The organism is Pseudomonas sp. Nvir (assembly GCF_963778085.1).
GTDB lineage: Bacteria > Pseudomonadota > Gammaproteobacteria > Pseudomonadales > Pseudomonadaceae > Aquipseudomonas > Aquipseudomonas juntendi.
Map to the genome: position 1 here is coordinate 1718463 of NZ_OY970405.1, position 19353 is coordinate 1737815.

The 19353-nt window shown below is 62.0% G+C and carries 15 protein-coding genes and 6 tRNA genes; 15 read left to right on the top strand and 6 right to left on the bottom strand.

Features of this window, described 5'->3' with window-relative positions; genetic code table 11:
- The first annotated feature begins 21 nt into the window (after window positions 1-21).
- Genes astB through astE form a run of 3 tightly spaced genes read left to right on the top strand, consistent with a single transcriptional unit; the run spans window position 22 to window position 2693 of the window.
- A complete protein-coding gene (astB, locus tag AACG97_RS08370; protein WP_054890330.1) occupies window positions 22-1371 on the top strand; it encodes an N-succinylarginine dihydrolase in 1350 nt (449 codons plus the stop codon).
- A gap of 13 nt (window positions 1372-1384) precedes the next feature.
- Window positions 1385-1675, top strand: coding sequence for a hypothetical protein (locus AACG97_RS08375; protein ID WP_009681477.1), 291 nt, complete (start codon window positions 1385-1387; stop codon window positions 1673-1675).
- Window positions 1676-1685: 10 nt separating this feature from the next.
- Entirely contained in the window at window positions 1686-2693 is a 1008-nt protein-coding gene (astE, locus tag AACG97_RS08380) for a succinylglutamate desuccinylase (protein ID WP_009681476.1), read from the top strand.
- 8 nt (window positions 2694-2701) lie between these two features.
- Here the strand turns inward: astE and AACG97_RS08385 are convergent, their stop codons facing one another.
- Window positions 2702-4108 carry a M91 family zinc metallopeptidase gene (locus tag AACG97_RS08385; RefSeq protein ID WP_225785746.1) on the bottom strand — a complete coding sequence of 469 codons (1407 nt, stop codon included), beginning with the start codon at window positions 4106-4108 and terminating at the stop codon, window positions 2702-2704.
- A gap of 136 nt (window positions 4109-4244) precedes the next feature.
- Between AACG97_RS08385 and alaS the strand changes: the two genes are divergently transcribed.
- The 9 genes from alaS to mgtE all read left to right on the top strand — a co-directional run bounded on the left by alaS (window position 4245) and on the right by mgtE (window position 11259).
- Window positions 4245-6869, top strand: coding sequence for an alanine--tRNA ligase (gene alaS / locus AACG97_RS08390; protein WP_009681474.1), 2625 nt, complete (start codon window positions 4245-4247; stop codon window positions 6867-6869).
- 145 nt (window positions 6870-7014) lie between these two features.
- A complete protein-coding gene (locus tag AACG97_RS08395) occupies window positions 7015-8250 on the top strand; it encodes an aspartate kinase (RefSeq protein ID WP_009681473.1) in 1236 nt (411 codons plus the stop codon).
- A 165-nt stretch (window positions 8251-8415) separates the two neighbouring features.
- Window positions 8416-8604 carry a carbon storage regulator CsrA gene (gene csrA, locus AACG97_RS08400; RefSeq protein WP_003254503.1) on the top strand — a complete coding sequence of 63 codons (189 nt, stop codon included), beginning with the start codon at window positions 8416-8418 and terminating at the stop codon, window positions 8602-8604.
- Window positions 8605-8676: 72 nt separating this feature from the next.
- Window positions 8677-8767 (top strand) — tRNA-Ser (locus tag AACG97_RS08405).
- A gap of 106 nt (window positions 8768-8873) precedes the next feature.
- Window positions 8874-8950, top strand: a tRNA-Arg gene (locus AACG97_RS08410).
- Window positions 8951-9021: 71 nt separating this feature from the next.
- Window positions 9022-9098, top strand: a tRNA-Arg gene (locus AACG97_RS08415).
- A gap of 72 nt (window positions 9099-9170) precedes the next feature.
- Window positions 9171-9247 (top strand) — tRNA-Arg (locus AACG97_RS08420).
- Window positions 9248-9319: 72 nt separating this feature from the next.
- Window positions 9320-9396, top strand: a tRNA-Arg gene (locus tag AACG97_RS08425).
- 420 nt (window positions 9397-9816) lie between these two features.
- Window positions 9817-11259, top strand: coding sequence for a magnesium transporter (mgtE, locus tag AACG97_RS08430; RefSeq protein ID WP_009681472.1), 1443 nt, complete (start codon window positions 9817-9819; stop codon window positions 11257-11259).
- 211 nt (window positions 11260-11470) lie between these two features.
- Here the strand turns inward: mgtE and AACG97_RS08435 are convergent, their stop codons facing one another.
- Window positions 11471-11797, bottom strand: a complete 327-nt coding sequence (locus AACG97_RS08435) for an Arc family DNA-binding protein (protein ID WP_009681471.1) — start codon at window positions 11795-11797, stop codon at window positions 11471-11473.
- Window positions 11798-12143: 346 nt separating this feature from the next.
- Between AACG97_RS08435 and phnN the strand changes: the two genes are divergently transcribed.
- From phnN to AACG97_RS08450, 3 genes are all read left to right on the top strand, one after another.
- On the top strand, window positions 12144-12740 hold the full coding sequence (gene phnN / locus AACG97_RS08440; RefSeq protein WP_029887000.1) for a phosphonate metabolism protein/1,5-bisphosphokinase (PRPP-forming) PhnN: 597 nt from the start codon (window positions 12144-12146) through the stop codon (window positions 12738-12740).
- A 108-nt stretch (window positions 12741-12848) separates the two neighbouring features.
- Window positions 12849-12925 (top strand) — tRNA-Arg (locus tag AACG97_RS08445).
- 216 nt (window positions 12926-13141) lie between these two features.
- Window positions 13142-14140: a sensor domain-containing diguanylate cyclase gene (locus tag AACG97_RS08450; protein ID WP_054881816.1), complete on the top strand. Its 999-nt coding sequence runs from the start codon at window positions 13142-13144 to the stop codon at window positions 14138-14140.
- Between the two features lie 82 nt (window positions 14141-14222).
- Here the strand turns inward: AACG97_RS08450 and lpdA are convergent, their stop codons facing one another.
- Genes lpdA through AACG97_RS08470 form a run of 4 tightly spaced genes read right to left on the bottom strand, consistent with a single transcriptional unit; the run spans window position 14223 to window position 19157 of the window.
- Window positions 14223-15602, bottom strand: a complete 1380-nt coding sequence (gene lpdA, locus AACG97_RS08455) for a dihydrolipoyl dehydrogenase (protein WP_144187907.1) — start codon at window positions 15600-15602, stop codon at window positions 14223-14225.
- Window positions 15603-15604: 2 nt separating this feature from the next.
- On the bottom strand, window positions 15605-16864 hold the full coding sequence (locus AACG97_RS08460) for a dihydrolipoamide acetyltransferase family protein (RefSeq protein WP_054904781.1): 1260 nt from the start codon (window positions 16862-16864) through the stop codon (window positions 15605-15607).
- The gene (locus AACG97_RS08465) at window positions 16865-17923 is read right to left on the bottom strand and encodes an alpha-ketoacid dehydrogenase subunit beta (RefSeq protein WP_009684256.1); all 1059 of its coding nucleotides are present in this window, start codon (window positions 17921-17923) and stop codon (window positions 16865-16867) included. It abuts the gene before it with no gap.
- A 1-nt stretch (window position 17924) separates the two neighbouring features.
- Window positions 17925-19157, bottom strand: a complete 1233-nt coding sequence (locus tag AACG97_RS08470) for a 3-methyl-2-oxobutanoate dehydrogenase (2-methylpropanoyl-transferring) subunit alpha (RefSeq protein ID WP_029887003.1) — start codon at window positions 19155-19157, stop codon at window positions 17925-17927.
- Window positions 19158-19353: the final 196 nt, after the last annotated feature.

Consider the following 19353-nt stretch of genomic DNA (forward strand, 5'->3'; position numbering starts at 1 on the left):
ACAGGTCACGGAGCCTTGCCGATGAAATCCTATGAAGTGAATTTTGATGGCCTGGTGGGGCCTACCCACAACTACGGCGGCCTGTCCTACGGTAACGTGGCTTCGCAAAGCAACAGCCAGCAAGGCTCCAGCCCGCGCGAAGCTGCACGCCAGGGCCTGGCGAAGATGAAGGCATTGGCCGACATGGGCTTCAAGCAAGGGGTGCTGGCGCCGCAGGAGCGCCCGGATGTGGCCGCGCTCCGCCGTCTGGGCTTCAGCGGCAGCGATGCCGACGTGATCCAGCGCGCTGCCAAAGAGGCCATGCCGTTGCTGGTGGCCACCTGTTCGGCTTCGAGCATGTGGGTGGCCAACGCTGCCACGGTCAGCCCCAGTGCCGACACCGCCGATGGCCGCGTGCACTTCACTGCCGCCAACCTCAATTGCAAATACCACCGCAGCATCGAGCACCCGACCACCAGCCGCGTGCTGGCCGCGATGTTCAACGACGAACAACGTTTCGCCCACCACCCGGCGTTGCCTGCCGTGGCGCAGTTCGGTGATGAGGGCGCTGCCAACCATACGCGCTTCTGCCGCGCCTATGGGGAGGCTGGCGTGGAGTTCTTCGTCTACGGCCGCAGTGCATTCGACAGCCGTTACCCGGCACCGCAGAAATACCCCGCCCGGCAGACCCTGGAGGCCTCGCAGGCCGTGGCCCGTTTGCATGGCCTGCATGAGGACGGGGTGGTCTACGCTCAACAGAACCCGGCAGTGATCGACCAGGGCGTGTTCCACAATGACGTGATTGCGGTGGGCAATGGCGAGGTGCTGTTCTACCACGAGGACGCTTTCCTCGAGACTGACACGGTACTGGGCCTGTTGCGCGCTAAACTGGCCAGCAAGGGCGGCCGTTTCCAGGCCATCTGCGTGCCGCGCTCGGCAGTGGCGGTAGAGGATGCAGTGCGTTCCTACCTGTTCAACAGCCAGTTGCTCAGCCGTGACGACGGCTCCATGCTGCTGGTGGTGCCGGAAGAGTGCCGCAACAATGAACGCGTCTGGGCGTACCTTGGGCAGTTGACCCGCCAGGGCGGCCCGGTGAAGGAGGTCAAGGTGTTCGACCTCAAGCAGAGCATGCAGAACGGCGGTGGCCCGGCTTGCCTGCGTTTGCGCGTGGCCTTGAATGAAACGGAACTGGCGGCGGTCAACCAAGGCGTTATCATGACCGCCCCGCTGTACGACACCCTGCTGCAATGGGTCGACAAGCACTACCGTGATCGCCTGGTCGAGGCGGACCTGGCCGACCCGCAACTGCTGGTGGAGTGCCGTACCGCACTGGATGAATTGACCCAGATTCTGAAGTTGGGCTCGGTGTACCCGTTCCAACGCCAACCTTGAAGAGAGAATTGTAATGACCGACGCCCTGCGCCTGATCCTCGAAGATGAAGACGGCACCCAGCTCGAAACCTCCTGCACCCGTTTTGCCGTGGTTTGGCAAGGCAAGGAAGTGTGGATCCAGCAGGATGGCCGCGGCCAGCTGCTGATCGGTGTGGATGTCGAGGAAGGCGACGCCGAGTACGCCAACCTGCTGCTGCGGCCCATGGCCACCAACCTGGTCAGCCTGCAGCTGGAAATGGAACCTGCAGAGCTTGGCGAAGACGACGATCACGTCCATGGCCCCGACTGCGGCCACACCCACTAAGGAAGTTCCTATGCTCGCCCTTGGTAAATTGCTTGAGCTGACCCTCACCGATCACGAACCGGCCGAGAAGACCCAAGTGACCACCAAGGGCACGCGTTTGCGCTGGCTAGGGGAGGGGGCGCTCGAAGTGCGCCCACCCGACAGCGAGGATTGCGGCCTGGACTTGCTGTTGTCTGCCGGTATTCATGGTAACGAGACAGCGCCGATCGAGTTGCTCGAACGGCTGCTGCATGGCGTGGCCGACGGGTCGATCAAGCCCAAGGCGCGGGTGTTGTTCCTGTTCGGCAACCCGGTGGCGATGCGCAAGGGTGAGCGTTTCATCGAACAGGACATCAACCGCCTGTTCAACGGGCGCCATGAGCTGTCCAGCGGTTTCGAGGCGTTGCGTGCGGCCGAGCTCGAGCAGTTCGCCCGGGTGTTCTTCAGCAAGCCGGGGCGCAGCCGCCTGCATTACGACCTGCATACTGCCATCCGCGGTTCGAAGATCGAGCAGTTTGCCTTGTACCCCTATAAAGAGGGGCGCCAGCACTCCCGTCGCCAACTGGCACGCCTGGCAGCGGCGGGCATGCAGGCGGTGTTGCTGCAAAGCAAGCCTTCCATCACCTTCAGCGCGTTTACCTACGAACAGCTGGAGGCTGAAGCGTTCACCCTGGAGCTGGGCAAGGCCCGCCCGTTCGGCCAGAACGAGCAAGTCAACCTCGACAAGCTCGAAGACCGCCTGATCAGGATCATCACGGCTGAAGAACCCGAAGACGAAGACTCGCTGGAAGGCCTGCAGCTGTTCAGTGTCTCCCGCGAAATCATCAAGCACAGCGACAGCTTTCACCTGCACCTGCCGGCGGATATCGAGAATTTTTCCGAACTGAGCAAAGGTTACCTGCTGGCTGAAGACCTGGCCGAGATGCGTTGGGTGGTCGAGGAAGAGGGCGCGCGCATCATCTTCCCCAACCCCAAGGTCAAGAATGGCCTCAGGGCAGGGCTTCTGATCGTGCCCGATGCAGGGCAGCGGTTGAGCTGAGGCGTTGCTTACAGTTGCGTGCGCAGTTCCAGTTGCAGTGCCTGGCGTAATCCGTTTTCAGTGAAAGCGGCGGGGTTGGTGTTAAGCGCAGTAGCGCCCCCAAAGTTGAATCTGCAGTCGGTGGGCAAGCCGATGCTTTGCAGTAACAGGTTGTCTACCGGGTAGGCGCCGTAAGTGCCCTGAACCTCTGTCTGGCCTGGGAACACGGTGCCGGTCATGGAATTCCAGCCCTGGCACAGGCAGCGGTACAGGTCCAGCAGCGGCAATTGGGTTGCCGTCGACCAGTTCGGGTTGTAGGCCAGCATGCCACCGCTGTAGCCCCAGCTGCTCTGGTTTTCGTTGATGATGAAGTGGCCTTCGTCTTCGTCCTGCTCGTCATCGCTGGGCGTGTAGCAAGTGAACTGTTGCCTGGCCGCTTCGCTCACCCTGATCGGTTTTCCGGTATGCCCGGCCTTGTTGTCCAGGCCTGCCAGCAGTGCTTGGCCGCACGGCAATTTGCGCATCAGCACCAGCGCATCTTCTACCGCCTGGCGGAACGCCTCATCACCCGTCACTTGCACACCGATGCGGCCTAGCGCCTGATGCTCGGCCGCTACAGGCTGGGCCAGGTGCGCATCGTACGCCGTGTTGCGGTAGAGCACGGTGCTGGAATTGGCCTGGCCAAGCAGGCAGTGGCCGGTGACATTGACCACCGCATTGCCTTTGTCGATCAGGACAGGGCCGCTACCGACGACTACCTGGTGCGTGCCGGTGTGCGCATCGATGTGCACCATGCCGGCCCCTGTCTCGATGCTGTTGCCGCTGCCGATCATGTCGATCAGTACCGGCTTGCGGACCTGCCCGGTAATGACCACCTGGTGCCCGCCATCGGTCAGGCGAATGGCAATGGCTTCAGCGGTATGCTGGGCGACCATGAATACCGCGCCGTTGACCGTGACTTCCAGCAAGCAGTCGTGGGTCGCGATCTGCACGCGTTTTTGCCGTGCGTCCGAACCTGTGGCGCGCGGGGCGACATTGAACACCAGCAGCTCGGTGCTGGGCGCCAGGCGACGGTAGCGTCGCCCCAGCGCATAGGCGCGTTCCAGGGTGATACGCACATTGCCATCAGCCTGGATGTACTTCACCTCTGTCTGCTGCTGGGGGTGGTCCTTGTTGATGAATGCGGTGTGGTGGCTGCCAGCCTGTCGATCGTCGAGGTAATAGACGGGGCTGGCATTGATCAATGGCGTAGGGTGGGGGAGCGGGTGTGGGTCCGAGTGCAGTTTGGACAGGTTCAGCTCAGGCATGGCGCATTCCGGTATCGAGAAGAAAGGCGCAGCATCCCCTTTGGGCTGGGTGCCCAGGTGTTGCTTATGTACCGCCAGCGTGGCCGTGCAGCGCTGCCAGGCGACCTTGACAGTGTCGATGAACGGCATTTCATCCGCGCAATGCCGTTCTGGTGTACAAACACACTGTATCTCCTGTTCAGGCTGGCTATAATGGCGCCCTTTGCCGTCGTTTCGTCGATTCGACGTATTAGCCCAAACGGCCGCCGTTTCCGTGGAAGAACCTATGAAAAGCGCAGAAATCCGTGAAGCCTTCCTTCGCTTCTTCGAAGAGCAGGGCCATACCCGAGTTGCCTCCAGTTCGCTGATCCCGAACAACGACCCCACCCTGCTGTTCACCAACGCAGGCATGAACCAGTTCAAGGACTGCTTCCTCGGTGCCGAGAAGCGTGCCTATACCCGTGCGGTCAGCAGCCAGAAGTGCGTGCGCGCGGGCGGCAAGCACAACGACCTGGAAAACGTCGGTTACACCGCGCGTCACCACACGTTCTTCGAAATGCTGGGCAACTTCAGCTTCGGCGACTACTTCAAGCGCGACGCCATCACCTTCGCCTGGACCTTCCTGACCTCGGAAAAATGGCTGAACCTGCCCAAGGAAAAGCTCTGGGTCACGGTCTACGCCACCGACGACGAAGCCTACGACATCTGGACCAAGGAAGTCGGCGTGCCTGCCGAGCGCATGGTGCGCATCGGTGACAACAAGGGCGCCCCCTACGCATCCGACAACTTCTGGACCATGGGCGATACTGGCCCGTGCGGCCCATGCACCGAGATCTTCTACGACCACGGCCCGGACATCTGGGGTGGCCCGCCTGGTTCGCCGGAAGAAGACGGTGACCGCTACATCGAGATCTGGAACAACGTCTTCATGCAGTTCAACCGCACTGCCGATGGCGTGCTGCACCCGCTGCCAGCGCCGTCGGTGGACACCGGCATGGGCCTGGAGCGTGTCAGCGCCGTGCTGCAGCACGTGCACTCCAACTACGAGATCGACCTGTTCCAGAACCTGCTGGCAGCGGCGGCCAAGGCCATCGGTTGCAGCAATGACGGCCAGGCTTCGCTGAAAGTGGTGGCCGACCACATCCGCTCCTGCGGCTTCCTGATTGCCGACGGCGTGCTGCCATCCAACGAAGGCCGTGGCTATGTACTGCGTCGCATCATCCGCCGCGCTTGCCGCCACGGTAACAAGCTGGGCGCCAAGGGCAGCTTCTTCTACCAGATCGTTGCTGCCCTGGTGGCCGAAATGGGCGAAGCCTTCCCCGAGCTGACCAGCCAGCAAGCGCACATCGAGCGCGTGCTCAAGGCCGAAGAAGAGCAGTTCGCCAAGACCCTGGAGCAGGGCCTGCGCATCCTCGAGCAAGATCTGGCCCAGTTGCAAGGCGCCGTGGTACCCGGCGATGTGGTGTTCAAGCTGTATGACACCTACGGTTTCCCGATGGACCTGACGGCCGACATTGCCCGTGAGCGCGAGTTGACCATCGACGAAGCCGGCTTCGAGCGTGAAATGGACGCCCAGCGTGAGCGCGCCCGTTCTGCCAGCGCCTTCGGCATGGACTACAACAGCCTGGTCAAGGTCGACAGCGCCACCGAGTTCCTCGGTTACGACGCAACCGAAGGCCAGGGCAAGATCATCGCCCTGTACAAGGACGGCCAATCGGTCGACCAGCTGGGGGTGGGCGAGCAGGGCGTAGTGGTGCTGGACCGCACGCCGTTCTACGCCGAGTCCGGCGGCCAGGTGGGTGACAGCGGGTACCTGCAGGCGGGTGCTGCACGCTTCGACGTACGTGATACCACCAAGACCGGCGGGGCCTTCCTGCACCACGGTGTGGTCACCAGCGGTGCGCTGCTGATCGGTGCGCCGGTGGAGGCCAAGGTCGATGCAGACGTTCAGCACGCCACCTCGCTGAACCACTCGGCTACCCACCTGCTGCACGAAGCGTTGCGTCAGGTGCTGGGCGAGCACGTGCAACAGAAGGGCTCGCTGGTCGACAGCCAGCGCCTGCGTTTCGACTTCAGCCACTTCGAAGCGGTGAAGCCGGAGCAGCTCAAGCAGCTGGAAGACATCGTCAACCGCGAAGTGCGCAAGAACACGCCGGTCGAGACCGAACTGACCGACATCGAAACCGCCAAGGCCAAAGGTGCCATGGCGCTGTTCGGTGAGAAATACGGCGATACCGTGCGCGTGCTGACCATGGGTGGCGATTTCTCGGTAGAGCTGTGTGGCGGTATCCACGCCAAGCGTACCGGTGACATCAGCCTGTTCAAGATCATCAGCGAAGGCGGCGTGGCCTCTGGCGTACGCCGTATCGAAGCAGTCACCGGCGCCGCTGCGCTGGCCTACCTGAACGCTGCCGAAGAGCAGGTCAAGGAAGCCGCGCAACTGGTCAAGGGTAACCGTGACAACCTGATCGACAAGTTGTCGGCTGTGCTTGAGCGCAACCGTCAGCTGGAGAAGCAGTTGGAACAGCTGCAGGCCAAGGCCGCCAGCGCCGCAGGGGACGATCTCTCCAACGCGGCTGTTGAGGTCAAGGGTGCCAAGGTCCTCGCCGCCCGCCTGGATGGGCAGGATGGCAAGGCCCTGCTGGCCCTGGTCGATCAGTTGAAGAACAAGCTCGGCCACGCAGTGATCCTGCTGGGCAGCGAGCATGAGGGCAAGGTCGTGTTGGTGGCCGGCGTGACCAAGGACCTCTCCAGCCAACTCAAGGCTGGCGATCTGATGAAGCAAGCCGCTGCGGCGGTGGGTGGCAAGGGCGGTGGCCGTCCGGACATGGCTCAGGGCGGTGGCGTCGACGTCGCTGCGCTGGACAAGGCCCTGGCGCTGGCCGTGCCATTCGCAGAGCAGGGACTTTGAGATGAAGGGGTAGGCGGTTCAGTGGCGGGTGCGAAGCCCCCGGGTGCCGCACCCGGTGGCAGGCAGCAGCGTCACCGGCCACTTCCGCCACCCCTTCATGTTGGATTGTTTTTTGGGGCCCTGTATGGGCTGAGGCACCATTGAAATGGCGTTGATCGTACAGAAATTTGGCGGCACCTCTGTCGGTTCCATCGAGCGGATCGAGCAGGTAGCCGATAAGGTCAAGAAACACCGTGAAGCGGGCGACGACCTGGTCGTCGTGCTGTCGGCCATGAGCGGTGAAACCAATCGCCTGATCGACCTGGCCAAGCAGATCACCGATCAGCCGGTTCCGCGTGAACTGGACGTGATCGTGTCGACCGGTGAGCAGGTGACCATTGCCTTGCTGACCATGGCCTTGATCAAGCGTGGTGTGCCAGCGGTGTCCTACACCGGCAACCAGGTGCGCATTCTCACTGACAGCGCGCACAACAAGGCGCGCATCCTGCAAATCGACGACCACAAGATTCGTGCCGACCTCAAGGAAGGCCGCGTGGTCGTGGTTGCGGGCTTCCAGGGTGTCGACGAGCACGGCAGCATCACCACCCTCGGTCGCGGCGGCTCCGACACCACCGGCGTGGCCCTGGCGGCGGCGCTGAAAGCTGACGAGTGCCAGATCTACACCGATGTGGATGGCGTCTACACCACCGACCCGCGCGTAGTGCCGCAGGCCCGTCGCCTGGAGAAGATCACCTTCGAAGAGATGCTGGAAATGGCCAGCCTCGGTTCCAAGGTGCTGCAGATCCGTTCGGTGGAGTTCGCCGGCAAGTACAACGTTCCGCTGCGCGTGCTGCACAGCTTCAAGGAGGGTCCGGGTACCCTCATTACCATTGATGAAGAGGAATCCATGGAACAGCCGATCATTTCCGGTATCGCCTTCAACCGTGATGAAGCCAAGCTGACCATTCGCGGCGTGCCGGACACCCCGGGCGTGGCCTTCAAGATCCTCGGCCCGATCAGTGCTTCGAACATCGAAGTGGACATGATCGTGCAGAACGTTGCCCACGATAACACCACCGACTTCACCTTCACCGTGCACCGCAACGAGTACGAGAAGGCGCAGAGCGTGCTGGAAAACACCGCCCGCGAAATCGGTGCCCGCGAAGTGATCGGCGACACCAAGATCGCCAAGGTCTCCATCGTTGGCGTCGGCATGCGCTCGCACGCCGGGGTTGCCAGCCGCATGTTCGAGGCGCTGGCCAAGGAGAGCATCAACATCCAGATGATCTCCACCTCCGAGATCAAGGTTTCGGTCGTGATCGAAGAAAAGTACCTGGAGCTGGCCGTGCGCGCGCTGCACACCGCGTTCGAGCTTGACGCCCCTGCCCGACAGGGCGAGTAAGGCGCTGCACTGCAAGGGCGCGGCACCAGCCGCGCCCTTCGTGTTTCTGCTCGCTGCGCAGGCCCTGTCCTGCCCTGTGCAGCGTGCGACCGGGCTGGTCGTCGTCCGCGGCCGGCCCTGACCCCAAGACTGTTACCCCTGAATGTTTTGCGTAAGGAGAAAGCTATGTTGATTCTGACTCGTCGGTGCGCCGAGAGCCTGATCATTGGAGACGGCGAGATTACCGTGACGGTGCTCGGCGTGAAGGGCAACCAGGTACGTATAGGCGTTAGCGCGCCGAAGGAAGTGGCTGTTCACCGCGAGGAAATCTACCTGCGGATCAAGAAAGAGAAGGATGAAGAGCCAAGCCTTTAATTTTTTTGAAGTTTTTTTCAAAAAAAGGGTTGCAAAGGTGAAAGAGGTTCTTTAATATTCGCCTCGTGTTGCGGTGAGGTGGCCGAGTGGCCGAAGGCGCTCCCCTGCTAAGGGAGTATACCTCATAAGGGTATCGGGGGTTCGAATCCCCCCTTCACCGCCATTATTTGCGTAGGGCGCTGTAACGGGTAGGAACGCTAAGTAGTTGATTTTAAACGAAAACGTTCTTGCAAAAATGTTTCAGCGACCTATAATGCGCGGCAAGACACGGACTCATAGCTCAGCTGGATAGAGTACTCGGCTACGAACCGAGCGGTCGCAGGTTCGAATCCTGCTGAGTCCGCCACTTTTGAAGTGGCTTTGTTTTCAAGGCTGCTTCAATCAACCAGCGGTATCTGGTCTAAAACTGCCAATCGCGGACTCATAGCTCAGCTGGATAGAGTACTCGGCTACGAACCGAGCGGTCGCAGGTTCGAATCCTGCTGAGTCCGCCACTTTTTGAAGTGGTTTTGCTTGCAAGGCTGCTTCAGTCAACCAGCGGTATCTGGTCTAAAACTGCCAATCGCGGACTCATAGCTCAGCTGGATAGAGTACTCGGCTACGAACCGAGCGGTCGCAGGTTCGAATCCTGCTGAGTCCGCCACTTTTTGAAGTGGTTTTGCTTGCAAGGCTACTTCAGTCAACCAGTGGTAATCTGGTCTAAAACTACCATTACGGACTCATAGCTCAGCTGGATAGAGTACTCGGCTACGAACCGAGCGGTCGCAGGTTCGAATCCTGCTGAGTCCGCCATACCCCATCAAAAAGCCCGCTCAACAGAGCGGGCTTTTTGTTTCTGCGTGTCACAGAATTGTCGACCATGGCCATCTAAGCTTTCCTGTAAAGGTTGTGCCGTGGCCGTGGCGCTTCGCAGCCACAAGGCCGCACTGCCGCGACATATGCGAAATTCAATGTGCTTTCGTACCCGTGACAACCGTCGCACTGTTGGCTTCGTGCGTTGTCCCAGCTTTATCGCGCAAACGATTGTTCTAGCCAAAAATTTAAGCGATCTGACAGCTTTAGCAGTGTATGATTGCGCCCGTCAGCCCCGCCGGGGCTTGTGGAAAACCACCATGGACTTACCCAGTAGTTACTCGCTAACACGATTCATACCGAAAGATCTGACCGATTGATTCTCCCGGCGTGCTCCGCTGCTGGGAGTGGAGTTCGCCTATGACCGAAGTAGAAGTAAAAAAAGCACAGGACAGCCTGCAGGATCGCCTGGCCCAGGTGATCGAGTTGCTGCAGCGCCAGCGTGTGGTCGAAGACCTGACCCACCGCCAGGAAGGTGCGCACAACGACCTGGTCGAGAACCTGGTCCACCGCCAGAACCTCGTCGAGTTGCAGCGCAAGCTCGATGACCTTCACCCCGCCGACGTCGCCTACATCCTCGAAGCCTTGCCCCTGGAAGACCGCCTGACGGTCTGGCAGCTGGTGCGCTCGGATCGCGACGGCGACATCCTGCTCGAAGTCTCCGACTCCGTACGTCAGTCGCTGATTGCCGACATGGACGACCACGAGCTGCTGGCGGCGGCCAAGGAAATGGACGCCGACGAACTGGCTGACCTGGCGCCTGAGTTGCCGCGTGACGTTGTCCACGAGCTGATGGAAACGCTGGATGCCCAGCAACGCGAGCGGGTGCGTTCCGCGCTGAGCTACGACGAGGAGCAGGTCGGTGCGCTGATGGACTTCGAGATGGTCACCATCCGCGAAGACGTCAGCCTGGAAGTGGTGCTGCGCTACCTGCGCCGCCTCAAAGAACTGCCCAACCATACCGACAAACTGTTCGTGGTCGATTACGACGGCATCCTCAAAGGGGTGTTGCCGATCAAGCGCCTGTTGGTCAACGACCCGGAGAAGAAAGTCGCGGAGGTCATGGCGACCGACCCCGTGTCTTTCCAGCCCGAGGAAGATGCCTACGATGCCGCGCAGGCCTTTGAGCGTTACGACCTGGTATCGGCGCCGGTGGTCGACAAGAGCGAGCGCCTGATCGGCCGTTTGACCATCGACGAAATGGTCGACCTGATTCGTGAGGAAAGCGAGAGCGAAGTCCTCAACATGGCCGGTCTGCGCGAAGAAGAGGACATCTTCGCCTCGGTCTGGCGTTCGTTCCGCAACCGCTGGGCCTGGCTGGCGATCAACCTGATCACCGCGTTTCTGGCTTCGCGGGTGATCGGCGTGTTCGAGGGTTCGATTGAAAAACTGGTAGCCTTGGCCGCGTTGATGCCGATCGTTGCCGGTATTGGTGGCAACTCCGGTAACCAGACCATCACCATGATCGTCCGTGCCATGGCGCTGGATCAGGTGTCGCCGGGCAATACCAGCCGTTTGATGCGTAAAGAGCTGGCGGTATCGCTGATCAACGGCCTGGTGTGGGGCGGGGTGATCGGTGCGGTGGCTTTCTGGCTGTATGGCAGCTGGTCATTGGGGGTGGTGATGACCGCAGCGATGACCCTCAACCTGTTGCTGGCCGCGCTGATGGGGGTGCTTATCCCGATGACCCTGGCGCGACTGGGGCGGGACCCGGCGATGGGCGCGAGTGTGATGATCACGGCTGTGACCGACAGTGGCGGGTTCTTCATCTTCCTGGGGCTGGCGACGCTATTCTTGCTGTAACCCCTTTCTTGCCTTACGCGATCCCTGTAGGAGCGGCCTTGTGTCGCGAAAGGGTCGCAGCGCGGCCCCGGCAATGTCGGCTGTGACGCCAGAACCCGGGCCGCTGCGCGCCCCATCGCGACACAAGGCCGCTCCTACCGGGGGCGAATTCCCTGTAGTGACCCACAAAAAAGCCAGCTGACGCTGGCTTTTTTGTATCCGCTGGCAACCTTCAGGAAGCGTCGGCTGCCATCTCTGCATCGTGCGCGATCAGCGCAACCAAGGCGTTTTGCTGGCGGTGGGACAGCTGACGGAAACGTTGCAGCAACTCGCGTTCATGCAGGGACAGCTCCGGGCTGTCCAGGCGCATGCTCAGCTCGTCACCCAACGCGCCTTCCTGGATAAGGCTCTGCTCCAGGCGTGCGATGATTTCGGAGTTCATGCTGCGGTGATGGTTGCGCGCTACCTCGGCAATGCGCTCACGCATTCCGTCTGGCAGGCGGACGACGAACTTGTCAGCGGTGCGGCTCGAATAAATAGCCTGTTTCATTGGGCGCATATAAATTGACCGGATTTTGGTTCAGGGGAAGCGGTTCTCAAATTGGCCGCACGGGGGTGAAAATACGACCGTCGTGGCGACAAAATGTTCAACCGTCAGTGAAAATTGGATGCTCATCTTGCCTCAAGGTCGCCGTTTCCTTGGCGTCAATTCTGTGACAAATAGTGAGCCGGGTAAAGGCTTTGTGCCAGTACCAATTATCAGAAATGAGTACTGGTTTGAAAAGTTTTACATGCTCCGGCTCGCCTGACCGTCAGCCTTTTGCCGTCAAAAACTGGTAAAAAACAGCAAAAGACCAGGAAAACCCCTAGAATGCGCCGGGTTCCCTCCATAGAGCATAGTGGCTATGCAACATGACGCAAGCGACCGCCGATCAGGGGCAGGGCGGCTGATATTTTTGATGGGCCCGTCAGGGTCCGGGAAGGATTCCATCCTGGAAGCTTCCCGTGAGCAACTGGCTGCCGCCGGCGTGGAAATCGCCCGCAGGGTCATTACCCGCTCGGCAGAAGCGCGGGGCGAAGCGGCCCATGGCGTTACCCCGCAGCAGTTTGCGGCCCTGCTCGCGCAGGGCGCGTTCGCCATGCATTGGCAGGCCAATGGCCTGGACTATGGCATTGCGGTGCAGGTGGACGCCTGGCTGCAGGCGGGCAGGCCGGTGCTGGTCAATGGCTCGCGCGCCTATTTGGCCGAAGCCCGTGCGCGTTACCCGGACCTGTTGGCGGTGCTGGTCGAAGTCAGCCCCGAAGTGCTGCGCGAGCGCTTGTTGGCCCGCGGGCGGGAAACGGCGGCGCAAATCGAGCAGCGCCTGGCCCGTAATGCACGTTTACAGCACACCAGCGACCCCACCGTGCATGTGCTGGACAATTCCAACCGCCTGGAAACAGCCGTCGCCGGCCTGTTCACACTGCTGCGCGAAACGGGCGTGCTGCCCGGGGCAACGTAGTGCCAGAAAAGGATTACGCGAAAAAGCCCGGTATAGGCATGACAAACGCTGGCATGCTGGTTAACATGCTCGCCGTCCCGCTGTGCAGCGCTCGCTGCCGGTGTTTGCGTCTCAGTAGCTCAATTGGATAGAGCATCCCCCTCCTAAGGGGAAGGTTGCAGGTTCAATTCCTGCCTGGGACGCCATTTCCCCCTCTGTTTGCCTACCTCTCCAAAGCCCTGAGGCTTGCCCCCGATCAGGCCGTCATGGCCGGTAAAAATATACGCCGTTGGATCTCTTCCGGTCTCCCAGCGCCAGGCTTATGCTTGCCACTGACAGACATGATCTTGCCGCCTGCGGCAAACACATAATGTCGGCAGCCCCTTGATGGGCACGCAGTTGCTGGGCATCAGGGAGAGCGCATGAATCAGGAAACCAGGCCGGCGCCCCCCGGCTTCAGCGAGCAGCAGTTGCACACCTTGTTCGAGTTGGTCAGCGATGGCATCTGGGACTGGAACGCCAACACCGGCTACGTTTATCGCAACCCCGGTTGGTACGCCATGCTGGGCTATGCCAACCATTCCAAGGCCAACTCGGTATTCACCTGGGAAAGTGTGATCCATCCCGAAGACTACCCCCGGGTGATGGCGCATTTCGAGGCCTACATCGAGCAGCGCACCGAGCGTTACCTTATCGAGTACCGTTGCCGCTGCCAGGATGGCAGTTACCTGTGGATCGAGGACACTGGCTATATCATCGACCGCAACGCCGATGGCTCGGTGGCACGCATGCTCGGTGCGCACCGCAACATTGACGCTGGCAAGCGCCTGGTTGCGCAGCTGCAACAGAAGAACCAATCACTGGAGAGCCTGGTTGCCGAACGCACCCGCGAATTGTCCTGGGTCAACCAGCAGTTGCAGCGCCAGCTGGATGAAAACCGCGAGCTGGCCGAACGCGATGCCCTGACCCGCGTCGCCAGTCGCTACCGTCTGGAAAAGGAGCTGCAACTGGAGTGTCAGCGCGCTCAGCGCTTTCGCCAGCCGTTGTCGCTGATTGCCATGGACATGGATGATTTCAAGCCGATCAACGACCGCTATGGCCACGCGCAGGGTGACAGGGCATTGGTGCAGGTGGCGGAAAACCTGCGCAGCTGCCTGCGTGATTTTGACCTGTTGGCGCGTTGGGGGGGTGACGAGTTCATCATCGTGCTGCCGCAGACCGCCCTGAGCGAAGCGTTGGACGTGGCAACGCGCCTGCGCCAGGCCGTACAGCAGCTGGAGCCGGTGGGCGACTGCCAGCTGACCATGAGCTACGGCGTGGTACAGCGGCGCGGCGGGGAAGACCAGGTCGAGCTGCTGGCGCGGGCGGACCAGGCGCTGTACCGGGCCAAGGGCAATGGCAAGAACGCCATAGCCGAGTAGCCTGTGCCGACCCCGTGAGTAAAAAAAAGACCCGCGGCGCCTCACGGCGCAGCGGGCCAAATCGGCCTTGGCCGCTTCAGTGTCAGATATGCAGGGCGTGCCCCAGGGCGCGCAGTGCCGCTTCCTGTACCGCCTCACCCAGTGTCGGGTGGGCATGGATGGTACCGGCCACATCCTCCAGGCATGCGCCCATCTCCAGCGACTGGGCAAACGCCGTGGACAGCTCGGAAACGGCCACGCCAACCGCCTGCCAACCCACGATCAGATGGTTGTCACGGCGCGCCACCACGCGCACGAAACCGCTTTTCGACTCCAGGCTCATGGCCCGGCCATTGGCAGCAAACGGGAACTGCGCGACGATGCAGTCCAGGCCCTGCTGGCTGGCCTGCTCCGGGGTTTTGCCGACTACCACCACTTCCGGGTCGGTGAAGCACACGGCGGCAATGGCTGCCGGCTCGAAACGGCGGGTTTTGCCGGCGATGATCTCGGCCACCATCTCGCCTTGGGCCATGGCCCGATGCGCCAGCATCGGCTCGCCAGCCACGTCACCGATGGCCCAGACATTGTGCATGCTGGTCTGGCAGCGCTCGTCGATGGCGATGCCGGCGCCGTTCATCTTCAGGTCCAGGCATTCCAGGTTGAAGCCGCGGGTGCGTGGTCGGCGGCCGACCGCCACCAGTACCTGGTCAGCCTCCAGGCGCAACTGCCCACCCTGGCCATCATTGGCCAGCAGGCAGCCATCTCGGTAACCCTCGACGGTATGGCCCAGGTGCAAGGCGATGCCCAGCTTTTTCAGCGACTCGGCCACCGGTGCCGTCAGTTCAGTGTCGTAAGTCGGCATAATGCGCTCGCGCGCTTCCACCACGCTGACCCGCGCGCCCAGTTTGCGATAGGCGATACCCAGCTCCAGGCCGATGTAACCACCGCCCACCACCACCAGGTGTTGGGGCAGGGCTTTGGGTGCCAGCGCTTCGGTGGAGGAAATGACCGCGCCACCCAGCGGCAGCATCGGCAGTTCAACGCTGCTGGAGCCGGTGGCCAGTAGCAGGTGTTCGCACTGGATACGTTGGCCATCGACCTCGACCTGCTTGCCGTCGAGCAGCTTGGCCCAGCCATGCACAACCTTGACTCCGTTTTTTTTCAGCAAGGCGGCGACCCCGGTGGTCAGGCGGTCGACGATGCCGTCCTTCCAGGACACGCTCTGGCCGATGTCCAGGCGCGCCGAAGCCACGCTGATGCCCAGCGGCGAGGCTTCGGTGTAGCGGGTGGCCTGGTGGTACTGCTCGGCCACGTGGATCAGTGCCTTGGACGGGATGCAGCCGATGTTCAGGCAAGTGCCGCCCAGCGCCTGGCCCTCGACCAGCACCGTGGGTATGCCCAGTTGCCCGGCGCGGATGGCCGCGACATAGCCGCCAGGGCCGCCGCCGATGATCAGCAAGGTGGTTTGTAGGGTTTGTTGCATGATCACTCCACGAACAGGCAGGCAGGTTGTTCGAGCAGGCCACGCACGGCCTGGATGAACAGGGCGGCGTCCATGCCATCGACCACCCGGTGGTCGAACGAGCTGGACAGGTTCATCATCTTGCGCACGACGATCTGGCCGTCGATCACCACCGGCCGCTCGACCATGCGGTTGACGCCGACGATCGCCACCTCCGGCGTGTTCACCACGGGCGTGCTGACGATACCGCCCAGCGCTCCGAGGCTGGTCAGGGTGATGGTCGAACCGGACAGTTCTTCGCGGTTGGCCTTGTTGTTGCGCGCGGCATGGGCCAGGCGTGTGATCTCGCTGGCGTTGGCCCACAGGCTGCCTGCTTCGGCGTGGCGCAGCACCGGCACCATCAGCCCGTTGTCCCCTTGCGTAGCGATGCCGACATGCACCGCACCATGGCGGGTGATGACCTGCGCTTCGTCGTCGTAGGTCGCGTTGATCTGCGGGAAATCACGCAGCGCCACCACCAGCGCACGCACCAGGAACGGCAGCAGGGTGAGTTTGCCGCGGCTGTCGCCGTGCTTGCTGTTGAGTTGCTGGCGCAGGGCTTCGAGGGCCGTGACGTCGATTTCTTCCACGTAGCTGAAGTGCGCGACCCGGCGCTTGGCGTCCTGCATGCGCTGGGCAATCTTGCGGCGCAGGCCGATCACCGGCACCTGCTGGCTGTCGGTGCGCTTGGCATAGCCATTCGGCGCCTGCCCAGTGCTGCTTTGCGGCTTGCTCATGAAGGCGTCGAGGTCTTCGTGCAGAATGCGCCCGGCCGGGCCGCTGCCATGCACGTAGCGCAGTTCGATACCCGCATCCAGGGCGCGCTTGCGCACGGCGGGCGAAGCCAGCGGCTTGTCGCCCGGCTGACGCGGCACGATGGGCGCGGTTTCATGGTTGGCCGGTGCCTGGCAGGCGACCGGTTTAACGGGTTCCTGCGGCGCTGCCGGCGCAGCTGCAGTTTCCACCTGTTTGGCCTGCGGCACATCCACATGGTTACCGCTGCCTTCCACCTCGATGCGGATCAGCTCGCTGCCGACCGCCATCACTTCCCCGGGTTGGCCGCCCAAGGCCAATACTTTGCCACTGACCGGCGAAGGGATTTCCACAGTTGCCTTGTCGGTCATGACATCGGCCACCACCTGGTCTTCGGCGATGGTGTCGCCGACCTTGACGAACCATTCCACCAACTCGACCTGCGCAATGCCTTCGCCAATGTCCGGCATCTTGATGACGTGCGTGCCCATTCAGACCTCCATGACCTTTTTCAATGCCGCGCCTACCCGCGAAGGCCCAGGGAAGTAAGCCCATTCCTGTGCGTGAGGGTAGGGGGTGTCCCAGCCGGTGACACGCTCGATTGGCGCCTCCAGGTGGTGGAAGCAGTGCTCCTGCACCAGCGACACCAGTTCGGCACCAAAGCCACAGGTGCGGGTGGCCTCGTGCACGACCACGCAGCGGCCGGTTTTTTTCACCGATGTGACAATGGCCTCGAGGTCCAGCGGCCAGAGGCTGCGCAGGTCGATCACTTCGGCATCGACGCCGCTCTCTTCGGCTGCCACCTGGGCGACGTACACGGTGGTGCCGTACGTCAACACGGTCACGTCATTGCCTGGCCGGGCAATGGCGGCCTTGTCCAGCGGTACGCTGTAGTAGCCGTCGGGCACGGCACTGTGCGGGTGTTTCGACCAGGGTGTCACGGGGCGGTCGTGGTGGCCGTCGAACGGGCCGTTGTACAGGCGCTTGGGCTCCAGGAAAATCACCGGGTCGTCGCATTCGATCGAGGCGATCAGCAGGCCCTTGGCGTCGTACGGGTTCGATGGCATGACCGTACGCAGGCCGCACACCTGGGTGAACATGGCTTCCGGGCTCTGGCTGTGGGTCTGGCCACCGTAAATGCCGCCGCCGCAGGGCATGCGCAGGGTCAGCGGGGCGATGAATTCACCGGCCGAGCGGTAACGCAGGCGGGCCATTTCGGAAACGATCTGGTCAGAGGCAGGGTAGAAGTAGTCGGCAAACTGGATTTCCACCACCGGGCGCAAACCGTAGGCGCCCATGCCTACCGCGGTGCCGACGATACCACTCTCGGAGATCGGCGCGTCGAATACGCGCGACTTGCCGTACTTGGCCTGCAGGCCCTCGGTGCAGCGGAACACGCCGCCAAAGTAGCCGACGTCCTGGCCGTACACCACTACATTGTCGTCGCGTTCAAGCATGACATCCATGGCCGAGCGCAGGGCCTGGATCATGGTCATGGTGGTGGTGGCCATGGCGGTTTCCGGGTTGATGCTGTTGTTGTGGTCGTTCATGTCAAACCCCCAGTTCCTGGCGTTGGCGGCGCAGGTGGTCGGGCATTTCCTTGTACACGTCCTCGAACATCGAGGCAGCGCTCGGGATGTGACCGTTGGCCAGGGTGCCGTATTGCTCGGCCTCTTTCTGCGCGGCGATCACCGCCGCTTCGAATTCGGCGGTGGTGGCCTGGTGTTCTTCTTCGGACCAGTGGCCGATCTTGATCAGGTGCTGCTTAAGTCGGGCGATCGGGTCACCCAGCGGGAAGTGGCTCCAGTCATCGGCGGGGCGGTACTTGGACGGGTCGTCAGAGGTCGAGTGCGGGCCGGCGCGGTAGGTGACCCACTCGATCAGGCTGGGGCCCATGCCACGGCGCGCGCGCTCGGCGGCCCAGCGCGAGGCGGCGTACACCGCGACGAAGTCGTTGCCGTCGACCCTCAGCGAGGCGATGCCGCAGCCCACGCCACGGCCGGCGAAGGTGGTCGATTCGCCACCGGCAATGGCCTGGAAGGTCGAGATGGCCCACTGGTTGTTGACCACGTTGAGAATGACCGGCGCCCGGTACACGTGAGCGAAGGTCAGGGCGGTGTGGAAGTCCGACTCGGCGGTGGCGCCGTCGCCGATCCACGCCGAGGCGATCTTGGTATCGCCCTTGATCGCCGAGGCCATCGCCCAGCCGACGGCTTGCACGAACTGGGTGGCCAGGTTGCCGCTGATGGTGAAGAAGCCGGCCTCGCGTACCGAGTACATGATCGGCAGCTGGCGGCCCTTGAGCGGATCGCGCTCGTTGGACAGCAACTGGCAGATCATGTCCACCAGTGACACGTCGCGGGCCATCAGGATGCTTTGCTGGCGATAGGTGGGGAAGCACATGTCGGTGCGGTTCAATGCCAGTGCCTGGCCGCTGCCGATGGCTTCCTCGCCCAGGCTCTGCATGTAGAAAGACATCTTCTTCTGGCGCTGGGCAACCACCATGCGGCTGTCGAACACCCGGGTCTTGAGCATGGCGCGCATGCCCTGGCGCAGGACCTGCGGGTCGATGTCTGCAGCCCACGGGCCCTGAGCGTTACCTTGCTCGTCAAGGACGCGGACCAGGCTGTAGGAAAGGTCGGCGGTGTCGGCAGCATCGACATCCACAGGAGGCTTGCGGGCTTGACCTGCGTCGTTCAGGCGCAGGTAGGAAAAATCGGTCTGGCAGCCTGGCCGGCCGGTGGGCTCGGGCACATGCAAACGCAGGGGGGCGTACTCGTTCATGCTTTTTACGCTCGCTCGGGTATTTGTTTTTGTGAGCTTTGAAGCGGCCGCCGCTGAGTGCCGGCTTGTGACTGGCAGGTCAGCGTCACCTACATCTTAGTGGCCCGGCAGGAGAATTTTTCTCTCAAGTTGATTGCCTTTGCCGTGCGCGGCAGATAAACATTCCGTATAACCAAAAAAAACCGGTGATTTTGTC

Excerpts from the sequence above, each read along its gene's own strand:
- AACG97_RS08470 (WP_029887003.1), bottom strand. The coding sequence starts at position 19,157 with ATGAACGAGTACGCCCCCCTGCGTTTGCATGTGCCCGAGCCCACCGGC.
- mgtE (WP_009681472.1), top strand. The coding sequence starts at position 9,817 with ATGACCGAAGTAGAAGTAAAAAAAGCACAGGACAGCCTGCAGGATCGC.
- csrA (WP_003254503.1), top strand. The coding sequence starts at position 8,416 with ATGTTGATTCTGACTCGTCGGTGCGCCGAGAGCCTGATCATTGGAGAC.
- astE (WP_009681476.1), top strand. The coding sequence starts at position 1,686 with ATGCTCGCCCTTGGTAAATTGCTTGAGCTGACCCTCACCGATCACGAA.
- AACG97_RS08460 (WP_054904781.1), bottom strand. The coding sequence starts at position 16,864 with ATGGGCACGCACGTCATCAAGATGCCGGACATTGGCGAAGGCATTGCG.
- alaS (WP_009681474.1), top strand. The coding sequence starts at position 4,245 with ATGAAAAGCGCAGAAATCCGTGAAGCCTTCCTTCGCTTCTTCGAAGAG.
- lpdA (WP_144187907.1), bottom strand. The coding sequence starts at position 15,602 with ATGCAACAAACCCTACAAACCACCTTGCTGATCATCGGCGGCGGCCCT.
- astB (WP_054890330.1), top strand. The coding sequence starts at position 22 with ATGAAATCCTATGAAGTGAATTTTGATGGCCTGGTGGGGCCTACCCAC.
- AACG97_RS08450 (WP_054881816.1), top strand. The coding sequence starts at position 13,142 with ATGAATCAGGAAACCAGGCCGGCGCCCCCCGGCTTCAGCGAGCAGCAG.
- AACG97_RS08375 (WP_009681477.1), top strand. The coding sequence starts at position 1,385 with ATGACCGACGCCCTGCGCCTGATCCTCGAAGATGAAGACGGCACCCAG.
- phnN (WP_029887000.1), top strand. The coding sequence starts at position 12,144 with ATGCAACATGACGCAAGCGACCGCCGATCAGGGGCAGGGCGGCTGATA.
- AACG97_RS08465 (WP_009684256.1), bottom strand. The coding sequence starts at position 17,923 with ATGAACGACCACAACAACAGCATCAACCCGGAAACCGCCATGGCCACC.
- AACG97_RS08385 (WP_225785746.1), bottom strand. The coding sequence starts at position 4,108 with ATGCCGTTCATCGACACTGTCAAGGTCGCCTGGCAGCGCTGCACGGCC.
- AACG97_RS08395 (WP_009681473.1), top strand. The coding sequence starts at position 7,015 with ATGGCGTTGATCGTACAGAAATTTGGCGGCACCTCTGTCGGTTCCATC.
- AACG97_RS08435 (WP_009681471.1), bottom strand. The coding sequence starts at position 11,797 with ATGCGCCCAATGAAACAGGCTATTTATTCGAGCCGCACCGCTGACAAG.